Below are 21,246 nucleotides of genomic sequence, written 5' to 3'. Positions count from 1 at the left end.
TCTTGGCGTCGGCCGCCAAAGATGCTGCGGCCGCGATGCCTGTCGGCTCGACGAACGTCAGAGGTCAAGACATGTCGCATCCTGAAGCCAGGCGCCGCTCGCTTTTGCCGCGGGACAGCAGGTTGTTGAAGGTCGGTCTGCTATTTTTCGCTGTCGTCGCCGCTGCCATCACCATCTTTGCGGCGACCGGCCAGGCGGATTCTGCCGATCAGATAGCGCCGGCCGCACCTCCGCCACCGGATGCGCGAACCGAACTGGGTATCAATCTGTTCGGACTAGCCAATTTCAATCGACACCAGGTCTATCTGAACCTGATAACACAAAGCGAATGGTTCTCGTCGCAGGGGCAGGGCTGGAAGCTCATGCCGGCGGCGCAGCTCGATCGGAACGGTTGGGTACGCAGCCTCCAGCCGGGGCAGACCGCGCCGCGCCCCCTTATGCTCCCTCCCGCGCCGTTTCGTACGGTGGACGTGCGCTGCGAATATCATGGTCGCGGCGAAATTTCGTCGGGTGGCGTCGCACGCGTCAAGGATCGCGGTGAGGGCTGGCTGACACTTGAACTGTCCCCAACCGGTGCGGCGGACGAGGGGGCATGGATCGAGCTCATCAGCACCGATCCAGCGAACCCCGTCCGCGATATCGACTGCCGCGACCCCGCCTTTCCCCGCGATGCGCGCTTTCATCCCGATTTTCTGAAGTTCGTGAAGGATTTCAAGGTCGTGCGTTTCCTCGACTGGCAGAAGACAAATGACAATATAGATGTGAGTTGGGAGACGCGCGCCCGGCAGTCCTATTCGAGTCAGGTGACGGCCGCAGGTGCTTCGATCGAGGATATGATCGCGGTAGCCAACGAAACCGGTGCGGATCCCTGGTTTCTCATGCCGTACAAGGCCGACGAAACTTATATTCGCGAGTTTGCCCGGCTGGTTCGCGCAAAGCTGAATCCCGACCGGACCGTCTATGTCGAGCTGGGCAACGAAGTGTGGAACGACATGTTCGACGCGGCCCAGCAGGCGCAGCGTGAAGGCATGATGATGAAGCTCGGCGGCGGGGACGCAAAGCGTGCGCAGATGATCCGCTATGCCCAGAAAACGCGCGCGGCAATGAAGATCTGGACCGAGGTCTATGCCGACCGGCCCGAACATCTCGTTCGTATCGCCGCCAGTCAGCATGCCTGGTCTGACCTTGCGAACATCATTCTCGACGATGCCGATACGGCGCGCTGGGTCGATGCCTTGGCAACGGCGCCATACATATGGTTCGACTTGAACGGCTTCGGCAGCGGCGATCTCGACCGTATATTTGCCGGGATGCCAAAGGCGATCGAGCATACGATGAAATTCGCCGATGAGAACCGGGCTATTGCGTCGAAACATGGTAAGCGGTTCATCGCTTACGAAGGGGGACAACATCTCGTGACTTCCGACCTTGCGCTGGCCCGCGCCCTGCAGCGCGATCCGCGCATGGCTGAGGTGTATCGACGCTATCTGGCCGAGTGGGACAGGCGAATTCGAAGTACGCTGATGCTCTACGCGTCGACCGCGCCGATCGCGGATTATGGTTCGTGGGGACTGATGGAATATGCGGGGCAACCAGTCGACCAGGCGCCGAAATTGCGCGCCGTCCGGCAATTTCAAGCGGGAGCGCGCTAATGCCTGCCATCCTAATCCTAGTTGCCGGTCTTGCGCTCACATTTCGCCTCGCGGCGGGTGACTATCTTATCGTGAAGCCGAGTTTTTTCGTTGGGACGGTGAGCGCCGCGGCCATCCTGCTGTTTCTATTCAGTTTGAAGCACGACGTCCGCAAGCCGATCGAGACGCGCATGCTGGCGATCGCGGTGACGATGCCGGTGCTCGCATGGTCTGTTCCAAGCCTTGGCCTGTTGTTCGTGATCATGTGTCTTTGGGTGCCGGTCGCCGCGCGGCGCTTCAATCTGATCGCGCCGGTATATCTGTTCAGCCTGCTGCTTTTGCCGGGCCTTGACTACACGCTCGAGCTTGGCTCACTCAAGCTCGTCGAATTCGGCGTGCACGATGCTCTGGCAATTGGTGCGGCATTGGCCATCTTCGTGAACCCCGCCAAGGGGCGGTGCCGTATCGAATGGGATTTTGCCGTCCTGCTGGTTGTGTTTACAATTGCGATGGCCGTGGCGCGCGAGACGAGCGTCTCTCACCACTTGCGTGCGCTGACCGAAGTTTCGCTGGAACTTGCGCTACCTTACTACATCGTGAGCCGCGGTGTGCGTACCAGCGATGAGTTGAAGTCGGCGATGCTGTGGCTGGGCGCGGGCGGGGTCGTGATCGCGGCGCTTCTGATCTTCGAGGTCTGGAAGGCATGGCCGGTATATCAGGAACTCTATCGGCTCTTCGAATTGCCGACGCTGATGCTGGTAAAGGTGCGGGCGGGCTTGATCCGCGCTGGCGGGCCGTTTGTCGAACCGACCTCGGTAGCGATGGTGTTGGCGATTTGCATCATGGCTCTCCATCTGTCGCGCGATTTCATCCGTGGCCGCCGCTATTATCTGTTGTTGATGGCAGTCGCGGTGGCCGGGCTGGTGGCGCCGCAGTCACGTGGCGCGTGGGTCGGCTTGTTCATCGCGATCGTCGCGGCAGATGCGCTCCGCGGCCGCTATGCCCTGCTGGGGCAGAAGTTTTTTGTGGCGGCCGGCGCTGTCTCCCTGCTGTTTCTTGCCGCGCAGTTTCACCCCTATTTGTCGGAGACTCTAGGGCTGTCCGGCGGGTCGAGCGCTTCGTCGGATTATCGGCGTCAGCTATTGAGCCGCGGGTTCGAGGTGTTCGCCAATCGCCCGATAATGGGCTATTCGACGGCTGAACTGCACCACTTGCTGCCCGATCTGGTGCAGGGGGAAGGCATCATCGACTTCGTCAATACCTATATGTGGATCATGCTGATTGCGGGTCTGTTCGGCCTTATCGTTTTTGTCGCGCCGTTCGTTCTTTTCTTGACCGGTATCGTGCGCAAGGGGCGGTTCCAGGGCGCGTCGAAGCGCGACGTGGGTGCCGGAGCATTCGTCTTTGGTTGTCTTCTGATGATGATGGAGATGCTGTTCTTTACCTCCTTCGGAACACGACCAGCCTTCTATCTGTTCGCCCTGTTCGGCTTCGCCGCAGCGTTTCTGCGTCTGCAGCGCGAATCCAAGGTGGTAACAAGCCCGGCCGAGGCTGATGATAAACCGGAGCTTCTGCTTTTCTACAGGACATGAGGCGCCGCGCGCCTGTCCTTCCCGGGTAAGGGGAGCCGTCCGAGAACAGGCGACGAAATTGCGTGGGCCGCCCTCGGTTCTTCCGGCTCTTCGTCGATGCGGGTTCTCAGAGAAGCGGGCGGATTAGCCAGTCGCCTACGGCTCCGACGATGATGCCGGCACCGCCTGCCCCAAGGAAAAGCAGCTCCTGGCGAAGGTCAAGATATTGCAGGCGATGCATCTGAACCCATTTGAGAAGGACGGCCGGAATTTCCATCAGGCCGATCGCGATGACCAGCCCTAGGACACCGCCAAGCGCATAGCCCGCGGGCCCCGCGATACAAAACCACATCAGCTTTGCGACGCTGGCTTGAAAGGTCACCTTGATGTGCCCCGTCGCGGTCAATGTTTCGTTGCCGCTGTTCGACGCGAGCGCGAAGAGCGGTGCGATCGCCAGTATCTGTAGATAGATTGCGGACGTCGAATAGCGAGGGTCGTACAATATTTCGATCACCAGCGGAGCGGAACCGATCAGGCCGCCCGCTGCGAAACAGTAAAGGAGCGACGGCAGGCGGCGCTTAGCATAAAATAGCGCGCGCAGATTCTCTTCGCCGTCACGCCATGCCTGTGAGTAGGCTGGGAAAAGGACGCGGCTGGCGTATGCTGTGGCAAAGGCGAGCGGGGCGGTGGCGAGGTTGCTGGCCAGAATGTAGAATCCGAAATGGTCGAGCGACATCAATCGCCCTAGCGCGAACTTGTCACTTTGCAGAAGCAACAGGGTGATGATGCTGGAGCCGGTAACGAAGCGCGCAAAGCCCCAGAGCTCTTTTATATATTGCCGATCGAAAGCTGGTTTACGCAGCGAGTTCGGAAAAAGCAGATAGCTGAGCACCGATTTGAAGGCGCTTCCCGTCAGCATACTGGCCAATATCGCCCAATAGTTTCGCCAATAATAAGCGAGGACGAACGACAGCAATATCTGGAGAACCATGACGGAGAGTTCGAGCAGCGACAGCCGCAGGACCATCCGATGTCGCAATGCCGTCAAAAGGGTAAGCGAGGCGACCCCTTCGAGCACGAAAGTCAGCGATGCCGCGGCGATCAGCGGTGCCAACTCATGCTTGCCAAAGACACCTGCAATTGTCGGTGAAAGCACGAACACGACACTTGTCAGGACGATCGATCTGAGCACCGCCATCGTCCAGATCGTATCGAGAAAGCGCGGTTTTTCGCCGTCTGGGTGACGGACAACAAAGGCCTGGAAGCCAAGGTCGGATATCATGCCGAACGCAAAGACGATCGAGGCGATGACACCTGAAATGCCGAACACTTCCGGCACCAGCAGGCGCGTAAGGACGACGCTGCTGAAGGCGCGGAGCAGATTGCCGAGAACCACGGAAACGACGACGACGTTGGTGTCGCGGAGTGCAATGTCCCGAAACCGGTGGATGCGCGAGGAGGGCCCTGGCGGCGGGGCATCGACCAGCGCGGACACGGGCACTGAGGTCACTCCGCGCTGTTCCGGAGCGTGGCCTCATAGCATTCGACGAGCTTGGCTCCGACCGTTTCGACGGAAAAATGGCTGGCGCAATGATGTCCACCGTTCTCAGCCGCCCGTGCGGCCGCTTCCGGATAGTCGAACATCCAGACAAGCCGCTGCGCAAGCGCTTCAGGATCGCCGATCGGCGTCAGGAAGCCTGATTCCCCGTGCTGGATGATCTCGTCGCACCCAGGCCAATCGGTCGAGATCATCGGGCTGGCCGAGGCAAGCCCCTCAAGCAGGGCATAAGGAAAATTCTCCACCCGCGAGGCGAGGACAGTGACGAAGGCCTGCCGACGGAGCACGGCGATTTCGGAAGGCTTCAGCGTCCCGGTCAATTCGACGCGTCGTGCTGTTTCCGGTGAGAGGTTCGCACGCGCATATGCCTCGAAATCGGCGAGCTGCCCCGGGCCCGTCTCAATGCCGATCACCGGCCCGACCAGCGTCAACCTGGCATCGGGATGTTCACGCAGTAGCTGCTCGAAAGCCAGCAGCATGGTGTCGGCGCCCTTCCAATAATCGAAGCGTCCGATCATCAGGATACGATTGCGATCACACGTTGCAAGGTTCCAGCGTTCGCTTTGGGCAGGCAGGCGAATGGGGTTCGGGATGACGGCGTCGCGTTCCCGAACCGGGCGCCGGTAATTCTCGCAGGTGACCTTCATCATCGCGCGGGTTGGTGCGGTCAACGTATGTGAAGTCCGCACCGCGCGTCCTTCGGTATGGCAACGCTGCAGGTCGTTCAGCTTGTCGCGAGCCGTTCGCGGCTTGGGAGGCTTCAGAAAGTGAGGGCCATGCAAACGCGTCACGACCGGAATTCCGGTGAGGCGCTGCACCGTGTGCGACCAGCCGAAGCTTTCTTCCATTTCGAGGATGTCGATGGGGTCGGCGCGATGGGCTGCACTGACCTGCGCAGCCAGTTGCTGACCCAGGCGTGGCAAGCCGCCGTGATAAGTGTCTATGCGGCGGGAAATCCGCCGTTGCAGCCGACCGAATCCGCCGAGTGTCTCGATTGGCGCGAGCAGCGGCATGTCGACGCCATCACTCGGATAGCGTCGCCCTTCGGACAATATCGTGACCCTGTGCCCCTGGGCGATAAGGTATTCCCTTACCGTAGAGACATAGCTGACGATTCCGTTCGCTGCCCCCGCAGGCGGCCAATGAGGAGAGTAAAGTGCTACATGCACTGGTGTTTTCTCCGGGAGTTTCCATCTGCTGTTTTAGCCCCGGCACTATTTTCTGTCGATTATAAGAACTCCCAAGGTGATTTCCCCGGCTTGCTCCGGCCCCGCCGAGCGTGTTTGATAATGGTAAGAAAGACCGGCCCCTTCCGTCCCGGGGTCTTGTCGACGTTCGGACGAGATAGGAATGCATGTACTCCGTTTAAAAGACCTGGGGGGATACCGGTGCTTCGATGCTGAGCAGTGCCATGCTGCGGGCGTGTTGTGGGCGGAGACGTATCAAGCGAACCAGCCGTTTCCTCACATCGTTCTCGATGATTTTCTCGATCGCGATTTTTTGCGCGGCGTGGCTGAGGAGTTCCCGGACAATGGGGAACAGGACTGCTTCATGCGCGAGCAAGAGCGGCTGAAATTCCAGTTTCGACCTGACCAATGCGAAGGGCCGCTGACGCGAATGTTGTTCGCCGAGCTGAATTCGCGGGCGTTTATGTCGTTCCTTTCCGGGCTCACGGGCATCCAGGGGCTGATCCCCGACCCCTATCACGCAGGCGCCGGGCTTCATGAAACCAAGCGTGGCGGTCATCTCAGCATCCATGCCGATTTTCCTCGGCACAAGGAAATGGGCGTGACGCGCCGGCTCAACCTGCTCATCTATCTGAACGACGATTGGCGCGACGAATTTGGCGGCGCGCTGGAGTTGTGGGACAAACGGATGCGGGCGGCCACGCAGCGGATCATGCCGCTCTTCGGCCGTGCGGTAATCTTTTCCACGGATCGCGACACTTTTCATGGTCATCCCGATCCGTTGTCGTGCCCGGAAGACCGATCGCGACGTTCGATCGCAACCTATTATTACACGGCCGGCCTTGAACAGGACGATGGCCTGATCGAACGCACGACGGATTTCCGGCAACGGCCGGGCAGCGCTGACAAGCGCGATTGGCGAGTCCTGTTCCACCATCTCAAGGCCGACTGGTTGCCTCCGGCGCTGCAACGGCGAAAGAACGGATAACGCCATGCGGAGGGGGGGACGCTTCGGAGGGGCAGGGCGATGATAATCGCTTCGCTCTGTATCTGCGCCGCGGTGTTGGTGGCTTTTCTTGCGCTTCAATGCTTGCTGGGATCGGGCGCGCAGAAGTCCACATTGCTCCCAGAACGGGAAGGGCGGCCGCATTTCACGGTACTGATGCCCGCCCATGACGAGGCGGGAGGAATCGCCGCCGCCGTCCAGTCGATATTGGATCAACTGGGCGAGGGCGACAGGTTGCTGGTCGTCGCCGACAATTGCAGCGACGATACGGCGCCTATCGCCCGAAGATTGGGCGCCGACGTCATCGAACGCTTCGATTCGTCTTTGAGGGGCAAGGGACATGCGCTCGAGTTCGGTCGCGCCTTTCTCCGCGACCAGCCGAGCGATATCGTGATCATTGTCGATGCGGATTGCCTTGCGGAGCCGGCCGCGCTCGCGAAACTCGCTTCTGCCGCCGCCATGGACGATGCGGTTGTGCAAGGCGCCTATCTTATGGCTCCGCCCATCAACGCGTCGGCCCGGGTACGCATTTCCTGCTTCGCTTTCCTGATCAAGAACCTCGTTCGCCAGCGTGCCTTGCAACGCTTGGGCGGCTCGGCACTGCTTCAGGGATCGGGCATGGCCTTTCCGCGCCGGATTTTTGATGCGATCGAGTGGCGGGCGGCGTCGCTCGTCGAGGATCTCGATATGGGGCTCGATCTTCTGCTGGCCGGGGAACGCGTCACATTTGAGGAAGACGCGCTGTTCGTCAGCGCCGCGAGTTCCGAAAAGGGCACGGCCGGTCAGCGACGGCGCTGGGAACATGGCATGCTGCACTCCATGGGGCGCTATGTTCCCGCGCTGCTGGGGCGTGCGATCGGCGGGCGCTGGCGGCTCGCTCTCGTGGCTTTCGACCTGATGGTCCCCCCCACCGTCATGCTGCTCGTCGTCTCGCTGCTCCTGCTTGCGGTCGGAGTTGCGGTGCAGGGCGCGAGTCTTTCGGTTCTGCTTCTTGCACTCGCATTGGCCTTGCTCTGTCTGGGGCTTGCGCGAGCCTGGCGGGCAGAAGGCCGCGACATATTGCCGTTGCGAACTGTGGCGCAAATTCCGGCCTACATGCTCTGGAAGCTGCCGATCGCGGCACAGTTTCTTGTCCGCCGCGAAAAGCAATGGATACGCACGGAGCGCGAATCATGACCAACACGAATGCCGCCGCCACGCGAACGGGCGAAGTCGGTTTCGTCATTATCGGTCGCAACGAGGGCAGTCGGCTGGTGACCTGCGTCGACAGCGTGCTGAGGGAGACGTCGCTCGCGATCTATGTCGATTCCGGTTCGCATGACGGGAGCTGCGACTTTGCCCGCGGTCGCGGTCTGCCGGTCGTCGACCTGGACCGGGCCTTGCCCTTTACCGCTGCGCGGGCGCGCAACGCCGGGGCCAAGTGGATGATCGAGCATTATCCCGATCTGGAATATCTCCATTTTATCGACGGCGATTGCGAACTGGTCGCGGGCTGGCTGGACAAGGCGATGGACGCGATGCGGGCCGAGCCCGATCTGGCGTCGGTGTGCGGCCGTCGGCGCGAACGTTCGCCGGATGCCAGCCCCTATAATCAACTATGCGATCAGGAATGGAACACGCCCGTCGGTATCGCCGAAACCTGTGGCGGCGATGCGCTGTTTCGCGTCAAACCCTTCGTCGAGGTCGGCGGTTTTTCGGAGGATCTGATCGCGGGTGAAGAGCCCGATCTTTGTCATCGTATCCGGCTGAACCACTGGCGGATCCGCCGGATCGGTCATGACATGACGATCCACGACGCCGCGATGACCGAGTTTCGGCAATGGTGGCAACGCAGCCGGCGCAGCGGCTATGCGACCGCGGAAGCCTATAGCCGCCGGGGCGAATATAATCCGCGACTGGGTCACCAGGTCGCGAGTAACCTCTTGTGGGCGCTCCCAATCTTCTGGCCGCTGTGGCCGCTGCTGTGGCTACGTGTCTATTTCAGCGGCGGAGCTTTGCAGGCCAGCTTCATCACGCTGGGCAAGCTCCCGCACCTGCAGGGCCAGATCGACTATTGGCGCAGGCGTCGCAGGCTGATCGAGTATAAATGACCGGGGGTGTGATTTCGTCATTCCCCATTTTTACCACATGATTTGCCTACGGAGTTGTTGAAGTAGTTGCGCCCCCGCTTCCGCCCTACGATGTGCTCAAAGGAGAACATCATGGCGGGACCGGCTCCGTCCAGCGAATCCAGCGTGCATCAGGGTAAGCAGCGCAGCATCCTCATCGGACGCGAAACCTTGCTTGGGGCATGTGGCGGGCTGCTGCTCGAGCAGCAGCACGAGATTGTCGCGGTCGTCGCACCCGAAGGGCCGGCTGCCGCCTGGGCGCGCCGCGCCGGCGTGCCCCTCTTTGGACGTTCGAAAGATTTGCTCGAGGCCGACCTCGGTCCGATCGACTATCTGTTCAGCATCACCAATCTGACCGTCTTGTCGCCGGATGTGCTTGCACTGGCGTCACGCGCCGCGATCAATTTCCACGATGGCCCGCTTCCGGCCTATGCCGGGCTCAACACGCCGAGCTGGGCGTTGCTGGAGGGCGAATCCGAACATGGCGTAACATGGCATCTGATGACCGACGCGGTCGATTGCGGCGACATTCTGGCTAGCGAAACCCTTGCGATCGAAGACGGCGAAACGGCGCTGTCGTTGAACACCAAATGCTTCGAAGCGGGACTGCGGACTTTTGCAGCATTGGCTGAAGATTTGACGGCTGCGGTCGAGCGCCGCCAGCCCGTATCGAGCCCGCCGGAACGCTTCTACGGCAAGGAAGCACGCCCCGTCGCCGCCGCGACGATCGACTGGGACGCGCCTGCGCACGAAATTGCTCGCCGGGTTTCCGCGCTCGATTTCGGTGCCCATCGCAACCCCCTTGGCGTTGCGAAGACATTGTTGGGCGATCGGTTGATCCTGGTACATGCTGCAACTGCGCTGGACCGGGCCAGCGGTGCAGCACCGGGGACCATCATTGATGGCGGCGAGTCCCCAATTGTCGCCACGGGCAGCGGCGATATCCGACTGGATCGGCTGACCGATGCCGACGGCGGACCTCTGGCGTTCGCGCCTTTGTCCGCGGGCCAACGCTTCGAATCGATCGGCGGCGACCGCTTGGACACGCTTGGTACGCTGGACAGCGCCTCGGCGCACTACGAAGGCTGGTGGCATCGCCGGCTTGCCGGTCGCGATGCGCTGTTGCTCCCGCAGTTTCAGGCGAAAAGCGGTGATCGGTACGAGGCGCCCATCGTGTCGGACCGCAAGGCTCCCGCCGGACGGGTCCCGTCGGACCTGCTCGCGGCATGGGTTGCCTATCTGGGTCGCGTCGCGGACCGCGATACCGTGGATATCGGATATGTTGATCAGGTTTATCTGTCCCGGCTCGAGGATGTCGCGCCGTGGTTCGCCGATCAAATGCCGCTGCATGTTGCGATCGACTGGGGGCAACCGCTCGGCGTCTTTGCCGACCGATTGGCGAACGAGGTCGGCGCCATGCACAAGCGGATCGCGATCGCACGCGATCTGATCGCACGGATGCCGGACCTGCGCGGATCGGACGGCTTCGGCTTTCCCGTCTCCGTGCAGTTGGTCGATCGGCTCGATCAGGCCGTCTCCGCGCAGGGGACGGTACTCCATCTGGCCATTGCCGGCGATGGCAGCGGCTGCCGGTTGATCCATGATCCGGCCCGGATCGACCATGCCGCGCTCGCGGATTTGTGGGTCGGGTTCGAAAGGATGCTGGCGGCGGCCGATGCCGCGCCCGAGACACCGGTCGGCCGCCTTTCGTTACTCGATGAGGCCGAATATCACCAGGTGATCCGGGTATGGAATGCCGAAGCGGGCGAAACCTCGACCGCGTCGGGCGTCCATCACATGATCGCGGACCAGGCGCGCCGGACTCCCGACAAGGTCGCAGTTACCGCGCGTGGTCGCAGCATGACCTATGCCGAACTCGACGCACGCGCGAATCGGCTCGCCCGTTATCTGCATGGTCTGGGTGTCCGGCCCAACGTCATGGTCGGCCTCAATGTCGAACGATCCGTCGAGCTCGCTATATGCGTGCTGGCGATCCACAAGGCGGGCGGAGCCTATGTTCCGCTCGACCCCGCCTATCCGCGCGACCGCCTTGCGCACATGATCGCGGATTCGGGGATGCCGGTAATCGTCACCCAGTCGTCGTTGGTCGGCGACCTGCCCGCCGCCGGGGCGCATCTTGTGTGCATCGACCAGCTTGATGGCGAGCTCGCCATGCTGTCCGATGAAGCTTTCGACGGCGGTGCGACTGGCGAGGATCTCGTCTATGTCATCTACACCTCCGGTTCGACCGGCCTGCCGAAAGGCGTGATGATCGAGCACCGGCAACTCGTCAATTTCTTCGCAGGGATGGACCGGCAGCTCGAACCCGACGGGGTCTGGTTGGCGGTGACGAGCCTCAGCTTCGATATCTCGGTTCTCGAAATCTGCTGGCCGCTCACGCGTGGCTATCATGTGGTGGTCGCTACAGAGCGTGAGGTGCGCGGCGATGTCGTATCGCGCGATGGAGGCAAGGCACCGGAATTCAGCCTCTTCTATTTTGCGAGCGCGGATGGCGCTAGCGCCGCCGACCACTATCGGCTGTTGATGGAGGGCGCGCGCTTTGCCGACGCCAATGGTTTCGAGGCGGTTTGGACGCCGGAACGCCATTTTCACGCCTTTGGCGGACCTTATCCCAATCCGGCCGTGATTTCCGCCGCGCTTGCGGCGTCGACTTCGCGGCTCAAGATTCGCGCGGGGAGCGTGGTCGCGACATTGCACCATCCGGCGCGGATTGCCGAGGAATGGGCGTTGGTCGACAATCTGTCGGGCGGCCGCGTCGGTATCGCTTTCGCCTCCGGATGGCAGCCGAACGACTTCGTGTTTGCTCCCGACAATTTCGCCGATCGCAACGGTGCGCTGAAGCGCAACATGGACGATGTCCGTGCGCTGTGGCGGGGCGAGGCGCGCAGCTTCCCGGGACCGCTCGGCGATGTCGAACTGATGACCTACCCGCGTCCGGTGCAGCCGGAACTTCCGGTGTGGATCACATCGGCCGGCAATGTGCAGACATTCGAGGAAGCAGGGCGGTCGGGCGCCAATGTGCTGACGCACCTGCTGGGGCAGAATGTCGAGGAAGTGGCCGCGAAGATCGCCGCCTATCGCCGTGCCCGGGCAGCCGCCGGCCATCAGGGCGAGGGGCTTGTCACGTTGATGCTGCACAGCTTTGTCGGCGAAAACGCCGACGAGGTGCGGTCGATCGTGCACGGGCCGCTGACCGAATATCTGCGTACTTCGACCAACCTCCTCAAACAATATGCCTGGTCGTTCCCGACCTTCAGGCAGCCGGTTGGCGCCGAGGCGGGCAAGGAAATCGAATTGTCGGGGCTCAGCGACGAGGAAACCGACGCGCTGCTCGATCATGCCTTCGATCGCTATTTCGAGACCAGCGGCCTTTTCGGGACGCCCGAGGATTGTTTGCCGTTGATTCGGCGCCTTCAGGCGATCGGGGTGGACGAGATTGGCTGCCTGATCGACTTCGGCATCGCCACCGATACGGTGCTTGAAAGCCTGCCTGCGCTCAACCGTCTACGCTGCCTTGCCGCGGCAGAGGCGGAGGGCGCCGAGAACAGCCTGCCGGAACTGATGGTGCAGCACGGCGTCACGCATCTTCAATGCACGCCGTCGCTGCTCAATGTGCTGGCGAGCGATGGGGCGGCGCGTCCGCACCTGTCCGAACTCAAGCGCCTGATGGTCGGTGGAGAGGCTTTCCCGCCGCACCTCGCCCGCGACATGTTCTCGCTTGTCGATGGTGCCGTCATGAACATGTACGGCCCGACCGAGACGACGATCTGGTCGGCGACCCATGTCTTGCAGGCCGATGACGACGTACCGCCGCTTGGCCGTCCCTTGCTCAACCAGCAGGTCTATGTTCTCGACCGGCGGATGCAGCCGGTCCGCCCGGGTACGCCCGGCGAACTGATCATCGCCGGCGACGGCGTGGTGCGGGGTTATCTCGATCGCCCCGAACTTACCGCAGAGCGCTTCATCGCGGATCCGGTCGCATTCGGGGGCCGGGCATATCGCACGGGCGACCTCGTGCGGCAGCGTTCCGACGGAACGCTCGAATTCCTCGGCCGGCTCGATCATCAGGTCAAGGTTCGCGGCTATCGCATCGAGCTGGGCGAGATCGAGGCGCGGCTGGCCGATCATCCCGATGTTGTCGAGGTGGTGGTCGTCGCGCATCGCGCGGAGGGAGCCGCAGACTCGCGCCTGATCGCCTATCTGGCGGCGACCGGCGTGGCGTCGAACGACGTGCTACGCGATCATCTGCGGGCAAGCTTGCCCGAATTCATGGTGCCGTCGGCCTTCATTCAGGTCGACGCATTGCCGCGGACACCGAATGGCAAGATTGATCGTAAGGTGTTGCCCGACCCCGCGCGCGTCGCGATCGAGGTGCCGGCGAACGAGGTGGTCGAGCCGGCCAGCGGCATGGAAGCACAGATTCACAAGATCTGGTGCGACCTCCTCAACCTGTCCAATGTCGGTTTGCGCGACAATTTCTTCGATATCGGCGGCCACTCGCTGCTTGCAGTGCAACTCCACCGCCGCCTTTCGGGGGTATCGGAAAAGCCGGTATCGCTGACCGACATCTTCCGGTTCCCAACCGTTGCCACGCTCGCGGCGCATCTGTCGGTGTCGCAGCCGCAGGTCGCGGCCGCGCGCGAGGGACAGGATCGCGCGAACAACCGGCGGGCCGCGCTTCAGCGCCGCGGCGCTGCACGTGCGCTCGCGAGGAGCTGATCGATGGAACAGAATCACAGCTCCTTCGGTCCCACCAGCGAAGCGGATCTACCCGAGGCGGCAATCGCGATCGTGGGCATGTCGTGCCGGTTCGCCGACGCGCGGGGAATCGACGACTATTGGGATCTGCTTCAGGGTGGCCGCGAGGCGATCCGTACCTATTCGGACGAGGAGCTGCTCGCAGCAGGGGTCAGTCCGGCGTCGCTGCGCAATCGCAACTATGTCCGCCGCGGCGCTCCGCTCGAAGATATGGAATGTTTCGACGCGACGCTGTTCGGAATGAGCCCGCGCGATGCGGCAATCATGGACCCGCAGCACCGCCATTTCCTGGAATGCACGTGGGAAGCGCTCGAAAATGCCGGCTACACGCCGCAGCGTTTCGATGGCGTGGTCGGCGTCTTCGCCGGTTCGGGCCACAACGCCTATATGCCGTATAACCTGCTGACCAATTCCAAACTGGTCCGCGACGTCGGCCTGTTCTTGTTGCGGCATACAAGCAACGACAAGGACTTCCTGACCACACGCGTCTCCTATCTGTTCGATCTCAAGGGGCCGAGCATCAACGTGCAGACCGCGTGCTCGACCTCGCTTGTTTCGATCCATATGGCGGCGCAGAGCCTGCTCAACGGCGAGTGCGACATGGCAATCGCCGGCGGTTCGTCGATCGAACTGCCGCACCGGCAGGGCTATATTTACGAGGAGGGCGAAATCCTGTCGCCCGACGGCCATTGCCGTCCCTTTGATGCGGCATCGCAGGGTACAGTATTCGGCAGCGGGGTCGCGGTGTTGGCGTTGCGGCGGCTCGAGGATGCGGTGGCGGCGGGCGATCATATCTATGCCGTGCTGCGCGGGTCGGCGATCAACAATGACGGCGCCGGCAAGGTCGGATATCTGGCTCCCAGCGTCGACGGGCAGGCCAAGGTGATTGCCGAAGCACTGGCGATCGCCGACATTGATGCCGGCTCGATCAGCTATGTCGAGGCGCACGGTACCGGCACGCCGGTCGGTGATCCGATCGAGCTCGCTGCGCTGACCGAGGCCTTTCGTCAGTCCACCGACAGCGTCGGTCATTGCGCCATCGGGTCGGTAAAGGGCAATATCGGGCATACCGACACGGCGGCCGGCGCTGCCGGGCTGATCAAGGTCGCGCTGGCGCTGCACAATGGAGAGCTGCCGGCTTCGCTCAATTTCGATGCGCCCAATCCGGCGCTGGGCTTGGAAGGCAGCCCGTTCCGCATCCAGGCCGAGCGCTCGCCCTGGACGACGTCGCCCGGCGGGGCACCCCGTCGGGCGGGAGTCAGTTCGCTCGGCGTGGGGGGCACGAACGCACATGTCGTGCTCGAAGAAGCGCCGCCGCGCCCGGCCAGCGGACCGAGCCGGCGTCGCCAGCTGCTTCTTTGCACCGCCAAATCGTCTGCCGCCTTGCAGGCGAATGCGGCCGCGCTCGCCGACTTTATCGAGACTCGCCCGCAAGCAGGTCTGCCCGATACGGCGTTCACGCTGTCGATCGGACGCCAGCACCTGCCGCAACGCCGCTTCGCCGTGGCGGCGTGCAGCGAGGAGGCGGCCGCCCGGCTTCGTGAGATCGCGGGGCAGGAGGTTTCGCAACCGAAGCCGGTCGCCGAGCGCTCGGTGGCGTTCCTCTTCTGCGGTGCCGGACCGCAACACGCCGACATGGCGCGCGGACTCTATGATACCGAACCGCTGTTCCGACAGGCTGTCGATGACGGTCTCGCCATTCTCGACCGGATCGGCGTGGCGAACGTACGGCGCTGGTTGTTGCCGAACGACTTGGACCGCGCGCAGGCGGCCGCCGAATTGGAGCGCCCATCGATCGCGCTTCCCGCATTGTTCATCATCCAGACTGCGCTCGCGCGACTGTGGATGTCGGTCGGCGTCCAGCCGTCGGCGATGATCGGTCACAGCTCCGGCGAATATGCCGCCGCACATCTCGCAGGCGTGATCGACATGGAAGCGGGGCTGCGGATCGTGTCGACGCGCGGCCGGCTGTTCGAGACGGTTCGCGATGGCGGTATGCTGAGCGTGCCGCTTTCGGAGGCCGAACTGCTGCCGTTGTTGCCGCCGGAACTGTCGATCGCCGCGATCAATGCGCCCGGGCTTTGCGTCGTGTCCGGCCCGGCTGCCGCCATTGCGGGTTTCAACGACCTGCTTGCCGCGCGCGAGATCGAAGCGCAGGTCGTCCGTATTTCGGTCGCGGCACATTCGCCGATGCTCGACCCGATCCTGCCTGAGTTCCGCGCGCTGATGCGGACGATCGATCTTCGCGCGCCGACGATCCCCTTCGCTTCGAACCTGACGGGTGACTGGGCGACGGCGGCGGACGTCACCAATCCCGAATATTGGGTGCGGCATCTGCGCGAGACCGTACGCTTCACCGACGGGCTGCACCGCCTGCTCGACGATCAGGAGAGGGCGCTTCTCGAAGTCGGTCCCGGCCGCGGGATGGCCAGCCTGGCGCGGCAACATCCCGACCGCGCGCGCGAGCAGCCGGTCATCAGTTCGATGCGGCACCCCGACCAGCGCATCGATGACGATGCGGCCTGGCTCGACGCGTTGGGACAGCTTTGGGCGGCGGGTGTCGAGATCGACTGGGACGCGTTCTGGCAGGACGAACAGCGCCTGCGCATTCCCTTGCCGACCTATCGGTTCGAGCGTCAGCGTCACTGGTATGACGCAGGTGCGCAGCTCGCCATGTCCGACGGGGCAGGGGACGCAGCGGACCGATCTGACGATCCCGCCGAATGGCAATATGAGCCCGTCTGGACGCGTTCCTATCTCGATGCCTCCGCGATGCCGGAAGGCGTGGCGCTGGTCATGGAGGATATGCGAGGGCTGGGGCGCGAGATTGCCCGTCGTCTGCGCGAAGCGGGACGGGAGGTCGTTGTCGTTCGTGCCGGCGATCGCTTCGGACGGCTGGGCGAGGGGCTGTTTTCGGTCAATCCTGCCAGCCAGGGCGATTATGGACGGCTTTTCGATTTGCTGGGCGCCGAAGGCCGCCTGCCGACGCAAATCTATCATTGCTGGCTGGTCACAGGGACCGGCCGCAAGCAGCCCGATGTCCGCAGATTGCAGGACCTCGGCTTTTTCAGCCTGATTGCCTTGTCCCGCGAGCTAGCGCACCAGACCGGCGATGAGCCGGTCGATATCGCGATCCTGACCGATCGCGTGCAGCGGATCGGCGGCGACGGCAATCTGATGCCTGCCAAGGCGACGGTCGTGGGCGCCGCAAGCGTGGTTCCGGCCGAATATCCCCATCTTCGCATTCGGTGCGTCGATGTGGCTTTGCCGACACCAGATTCGGTTTCGGTGACCGCCGAAGCCGTGGTGAGCGAACTGGCAGCGGAGTGGCGCGACCGGGTGGTCGCCTATCGTGGCGGCGAGCGCTGGGTTCAGAAATTCAGCCAGATCCCACCGGCGCAGGCTGGATTGACGTCGCCTGCAGCCGCGCTTCGCCCAGGCGCTACCTATCTCGTGACCGGTGGACTCGGCGGACTCGGGCTCACGATCGCGCGGCATATTGCCGACCGCGGCGATGTCCGCATCGCGTTGCTGGGCCGGTCGGCATTGCCGCCGCGAGACAATTGGCCGGATATTCTGGCCGACGGAACCGCCGATCCTGCAATGCAGGACCGCATTCGTAAGGTGATGGGGCTGGAAGCGTCCGGCGCAACCGTGGAAGTTGTCGCCGCCGACGTCGGCAATGCGCGCGCGATGCGTGATGCCATACGCCGGATCACGGCAAAACTCGGGCCGGTGACGGGCGTTTTCCACGCTGCCGGTGCGCTGGACGATGGCCTCATCGAAACCAAATCGCATGCGGCGATGGCGGCCGTCCTACGTCCAAAGGTGGCCGGCACATTGGCGCTGGAAGACGCATTGGCGGGGCAGAAGCCCGAATTCATCATGCTGTTCTCCTCGATCAGTGCGTTTGCCGGCTTGCCGGGCCAGGCGGACTATGCGGCCGCCAATGCGTTTCTCGATGCCTATGCACAGTCGCGCCACGGGGTGGGCGGTACGCGCGTCCTGGCTGTTGACTGGAGCCCGTGGCGCGAGGTCGGAATGGCAGCGGCGCTGGATAGCCGCCCGGACGACGGGCTCGCCGATCAATTGCCTGAGGGCAAGGCCGTCGACCACCCGTTCCTCGACAGCCTGCATATCATTTCGCCCGACGAGTTCGTCGTTTCGGCGATGCTGTCGCCGGACCGGCATTGGCTGCTCGACGAACATCGGATCGCCGGGGCGGGCGCCGTTATTCCGGGCACGGGCTTTCTCGAACTTGCGCGCGCCTCTTACAGTCTCGTTCATTCGGGAATGGTTGTGCTGTCGGACGTCCGGTTCCTGACGCCATTCGCGGTCGAGGACGGTCAGGCCCGCGCCGTGCGGGTCCATCTGAAACGCCGCGTCGGCGAAGATTGGGGCTTCACGATTCTGGGCCGACCGGCGGATGCCGCGTCGAATTGGATCGAGCACGCCAGCGGTCAGGTGTCTGCACCAAATTTGCTGGCGGTTCCGGATCCTATGGACATCGAAGGGCTTGAACGGCGTTGTCCGCGCGTGATCGACGGCAAGGAGGCCTCCAGCGTGGCGCTCCAGTTCGGTCCGCGCTGGTCGACCGTCCAGCGTACTGCCTACGCCGAAAATGAGGCGGTGTTGCACCTGGAGATGGACCCTGCATTCCATGAGGAGTTCGCTCGGGTGCACCTGCATCCCGCCTTGCTCGACTTCGCCACCGCGGGCGCGCAGGCGCTGATTCCTGATTATCGGCCCGGCCAGGATTTCTTCGCGCCATTCGCCTATCGGCGGCTAGTGATGCACGCGCCGCTGACTCCATCGGTCGTCAGCCATATCCGGCATCGGTCCGGAGCACACGCCAATGTCATGGCCGTGTTCGATGTGACGATTGCCGACCAGAATGGCCGGGTGCTGGCTGAAATCGCTGAATTCACCATGATGCGCGTGCGTGACACGGGCCTGTTGCCACAAGGCGGCAATGGTGCGGCGTCGTCGAGCCGAGAGGCGACTGGTGCTCTGGCAGAGCGCGTCAATGCCATCCTGCCCGAGGAAGGCATCAAGGTTATCGAAGCACTGCTTCATGGGCATGCGCGTCCGCAGGTGATCATATCGCCTTCGGATATCGATGCCGCGCTTACACAGCTACGCGCACCCGTGCGAGCGGTGCGGCGCGATATCTCGGCGGACGGCGAGGCTTCCGTCGATCTGCCCGTGACGGCGATGGAACAGGTGATCGCCGATCTATGGTCCGACTTGCTGGGCGTGCAGCCGATAGGCCGCAATGACAATTTCTTCGACCTTGGCGGCCATTCATTGCTTGCGGTGCAATTCACCAACCGGCTCCGCAAAAAGACCGGCAAGATGCTGCCGCTCGCATCCTTGCTCGATATGCCGACGGTGGCGTCGCTCGCTGCCGAACTCGACCCGGATGGTGCGGCCTCCACACCCGATTGCGATGAGGCAGCCGATGTCGGCAAGGCCACCACGCGTGAGGTCGTGAACATCCGGAGCGGTGGCAGCGGCACGCCGATCTTCTTCGTCCACGACGGTTTGGGCGAAACATTGCTCTATCGGGGGCTTGCTCTTCGGCTCGATCCGGACCGGCCGATCTATGGCATCGAGCCACTCAGAAACTCTGCGGGCGGCTACGCCCACACGCATATTCGCGAGATGGCGACGAACTATGTCGAGCGTATCCGAATGGTCCAGTCGCACGGCCCCTATTATCTCGCGGGGCTATGCGCCGGCGGCGTCATAGCGTTCGAAATCGCCCGCCAGTTGCAGGATGCGGGTGAGCGGGTCGCCTTTGTTGGGATCATCGACGCGGCCGACGTGGCGGCGGCGAAACGGCGCTTCTACATCACCCGGGCACGATTTGGCCGGGTGCAGGCGCTGATGCAGGACGAAGGCGCCGCAAGGCTGGTCCCGGCACTGGCACGCAAGACGGTCAACGCCGTCCGGTGGGAAGTCGAATCGCGCGCGGCAAAGGCGCGCGACCGGCGCGCCGTAAGGCAATTGGGCGCGGTCAATGCCGCGCAGTCATCTGTCAGCGAACGGACGGACAGCGAACCGGCAATCCCGTTCTTGAAACTTTATGAGGTGGCGCACACGCTTCATCGGCCAGAGGGCCTTTTTGCGGACGGCAGCGTCGTGATCTTTAAGGCGAGCGGCGGAAATGGGGAAGTTGACGACATGCCCTATCAGGAAATCTACAGCGACGTTGCGCTAGGCTGGGGGAAACGGGTGGCCGAACCGGTCACGCTCGTTCAGGTCCCGGGCGGACACAGCAGCGCCTTGCAGGAACCGCATGTCGGCATATTGGCCCGTCATTTCCAATATGCCCTCGACGGCGCGGCGGAGCGGGCCGACCGGAGCAATCCCGGTGATCAACAGGACCCGAACGGCGGGCGAGATATGGTGGCGGCAGAATGAGCACGAACAATCGAAACCCCCAAGCGACGGTCGATGTCATTGTCGTCAACTACCGCACCGGCACGCTCGTAACGCAATGCCTCGAAAGCCTCGAGGCGGATCGGGAAGATTGCCCGGGCCTGCGCGTGATCGTCATCGACAATGCATCGAACGATGGCTCGGCCGACCTGATCGAGGAAGTAATCCGGGCGCGCAACTGGGATTGGGTCACGCTGATGCGATCCCCCGAAAACCGGGGTTTCGGTGCAGGCAGCAATCTGGGCATCGCCTGGGCGCTGGATCGACCCGATCCAGCCGATCTCGTCTGGCTTCTCAATCCCGATACGCGGGTGATGCCCGGCGCCGCGAGCGCATTGGCGCGCTTCATGGCCGCTCATCCCAAGGCGGGAATCGCCGGTAGCGCGTTACTCGACGCCGACGGCCAGCCCTGGCCCTATGCCTTTCGTTTTCCCAGCCTGCTCGGCGAAATCGAGCGGGGATCCCGCCTGAATCTGGTATCCCGGCTGCTGCGCGGGAGCGCCACGCTACGCCGGATGGGATCGCGCAGCGAGAAAGTCGATTGGGTTTCTGGCGCCAGTTTCATCATCCGCCGCGAGTTGCTCGAAGACGACATGCGGTTCGACGAGGAATATTTCCTCTATTATGAGGAAACCGATTTCTGCCTCCACGCGACGCGCAGGGGATGGGAATGCTGGTACGTCCCCGATGCGGTGGTGTTGCACATCGCGGGCCAGAGTACAGGCATCACCGGCAAGCAGATCAGGTTGCGCCGCCTTCCGGCCTATTGGTTTCATTCCCGCCGGCGCTACTTCCTCAAAAATCACGGACGCGTTTACGGCATTCTGGCTGATTTCAGTTGGATCGTCGCGCATGTCCTTGCGCGTTTCAAGCAGCTCGTCAGAAAAGTGGCCGAGCCAGACCCGCCCTATCTGTTCCAGGATTTTATTCGTCACGCGGCTTTTCTGCCTCGGCGTCGCTGA

At 62.8% G+C, this 21,246-nt stretch carries 10 protein-coding genes; 8 read left to right on the top strand and 2 right to left on the bottom strand.

All coding sequences use genetic code 11. The features are described 5' to 3' along the window. Nucleotides 1–122: 122 nt before the first annotated feature. Together SC1_RS11560 and SC1_RS11555 are read left to right on the top strand one after the other, a co-directional pair. Nucleotides 123–1,652 (top strand): hypothetical protein, encoded by a 1,530-nt coding sequence (locus SC1_RS11560; protein WP_152682375.1) that lies wholly within the window; start codon nucleotides 123–125, stop codon nucleotides 1,650–1,652. Continuing rightward, nucleotides 1,652–3,223, top strand: coding sequence for an O-antigen ligase (locus SC1_RS11555; RefSeq protein ID WP_062181646.1), 1,572 nt, complete (start codon nucleotides 1,652–1,654; stop codon nucleotides 3,221–3,223). Before SC1_RS11560 ends, SC1_RS11555 begins: the two co-directional genes overlap by 1 nt. Nucleotides 3,224–3,329: 106 nt before the next feature. Here SC1_RS11555 and SC1_RS11550 read toward each other — a convergent pair whose 3' ends face one another. After that, entirely contained in the window at nucleotides 3,330–4,703 is a 1,374-nt protein-coding gene (locus SC1_RS11550; protein WP_238586665.1) for an oligosaccharide flippase family protein, read from the bottom strand. Nucleotides 4,704–4,708: 5 nt separating this feature from the next. Then, a complete protein-coding gene (locus SC1_RS11545; RefSeq protein WP_083435807.1) occupies nucleotides 4,709–5,929 on the bottom strand; it encodes a glycosyltransferase family 4 protein in 1,221 nt (406 codons plus the stop codon). Nucleotides 5,930–6,110: 181 nt separating this feature from the next. Between SC1_RS11545 and SC1_RS11540 the strand changes: the two genes are divergently transcribed. The 6 genes from SC1_RS11540 to SC1_RS11515 all read left to right on the top strand — a co-directional run bounded on the left by SC1_RS11540 (nucleotide 6,111) and on the right by SC1_RS11515 (nucleotide 21,246). Further along, a complete protein-coding gene (locus tag SC1_RS11540; RefSeq protein ID WP_062181636.1) occupies nucleotides 6,111–6,935 on the top strand; it encodes a 2OG-Fe(II) oxygenase in 825 nt (274 codons plus the stop codon). A gap of 39 nt (nucleotides 6,936–6,974) precedes the next feature. After that, complete coding sequence (locus tag SC1_RS11535) at nucleotides 6,975–8,129, top strand: glycosyltransferase family 2 protein (protein WP_062181633.1); 1,155 nt, start codon at nucleotides 6,975–6,977, stop codon at nucleotides 8,127–8,129. Further along, nucleotides 8,126–9,043: a glycosyltransferase family 2 protein gene (locus tag SC1_RS11530; RefSeq protein WP_062181632.1), complete on the top strand. Its 918-nt coding sequence runs from the start codon at nucleotides 8,126–8,128 to the stop codon at nucleotides 9,041–9,043. Before SC1_RS11535 ends, SC1_RS11530 begins: the two co-directional genes overlap by 4 nt. Nucleotides 9,044–9,154: 111 nt before the next feature. After that, on the top strand, nucleotides 9,155–13,801 hold the full coding sequence (locus tag SC1_RS11525) for a MupA/Atu3671 family FMN-dependent luciferase-like monooxygenase (RefSeq protein ID WP_062181628.1): 4,647 nt from the start codon (nucleotides 9,155–9,157) through the stop codon (nucleotides 13,799–13,801). Nucleotides 13,802–13,804: 3 nt separating this feature from the next. Continuing rightward, nucleotides 13,805–20,266, top strand: a complete 6,462-nt coding sequence (locus tag SC1_RS11520) for a type I polyketide synthase (protein WP_062181625.1) — start codon at nucleotides 13,805–13,807, stop codon at nucleotides 20,264–20,266. Then, nucleotides 20,263–21,246 (top strand): glycosyltransferase family 2 protein, encoded by a 984-nt coding sequence (locus SC1_RS11515; protein WP_062181623.1) that lies wholly within the window; start codon nucleotides 20,263–20,265, stop codon nucleotides 21,244–21,246. Before SC1_RS11520 ends, SC1_RS11515 begins: the two co-directional genes overlap by 4 nt.

Source organism: Sphingopyxis sp. C-1, assembly GCF_001047015.1.
Taxonomy (GTDB): domain Bacteria; phylum Pseudomonadota; class Alphaproteobacteria; order Sphingomonadales; family Sphingomonadaceae; genus Sphingopyxis.
The sequence above is the reverse complement of the archived record's forward strand: the minus strand, read 5'-3'. Positions and strand labels throughout refer to the sequence as shown.

Coding starts and splice junctions, on each gene's coding strand:
- SC1_RS11555 (WP_062181646.1), top strand. CDS start 1,652: ATGCCTGCCATCCTAATCCTAGTTGCCGGTCTTGCGCTCACATTTCGC.
- SC1_RS11540 (WP_062181636.1), top strand. CDS start 6,111: ATGCATGTACTCCGTTTAAAAGACCTGGGGGGATACCGGTGCTTCGAT.
- SC1_RS11535 (WP_062181633.1), top strand. CDS start 6,975: ATGATAATCGCTTCGCTCTGTATCTGCGCCGCGGTGTTGGTGGCTTTT.
- SC1_RS11530 (WP_062181632.1), top strand. CDS start 8,126: ATGACCAACACGAATGCCGCCGCCACGCGAACGGGCGAAGTCGGTTTC.
- SC1_RS11525 (WP_062181628.1), top strand. CDS start 9,155: ATGGCGGGACCGGCTCCGTCCAGCGAATCCAGCGTGCATCAGGGTAAG.
- SC1_RS11520 (WP_062181625.1), top strand. CDS start 13,805: ATGGAACAGAATCACAGCTCCTTCGGTCCCACCAGCGAAGCGGATCTA.
- SC1_RS11515 (WP_062181623.1), top strand. CDS start 20,263: ATGAGCACGAACAATCGAAACCCCCAAGCGACGGTCGATGTCATTGTC.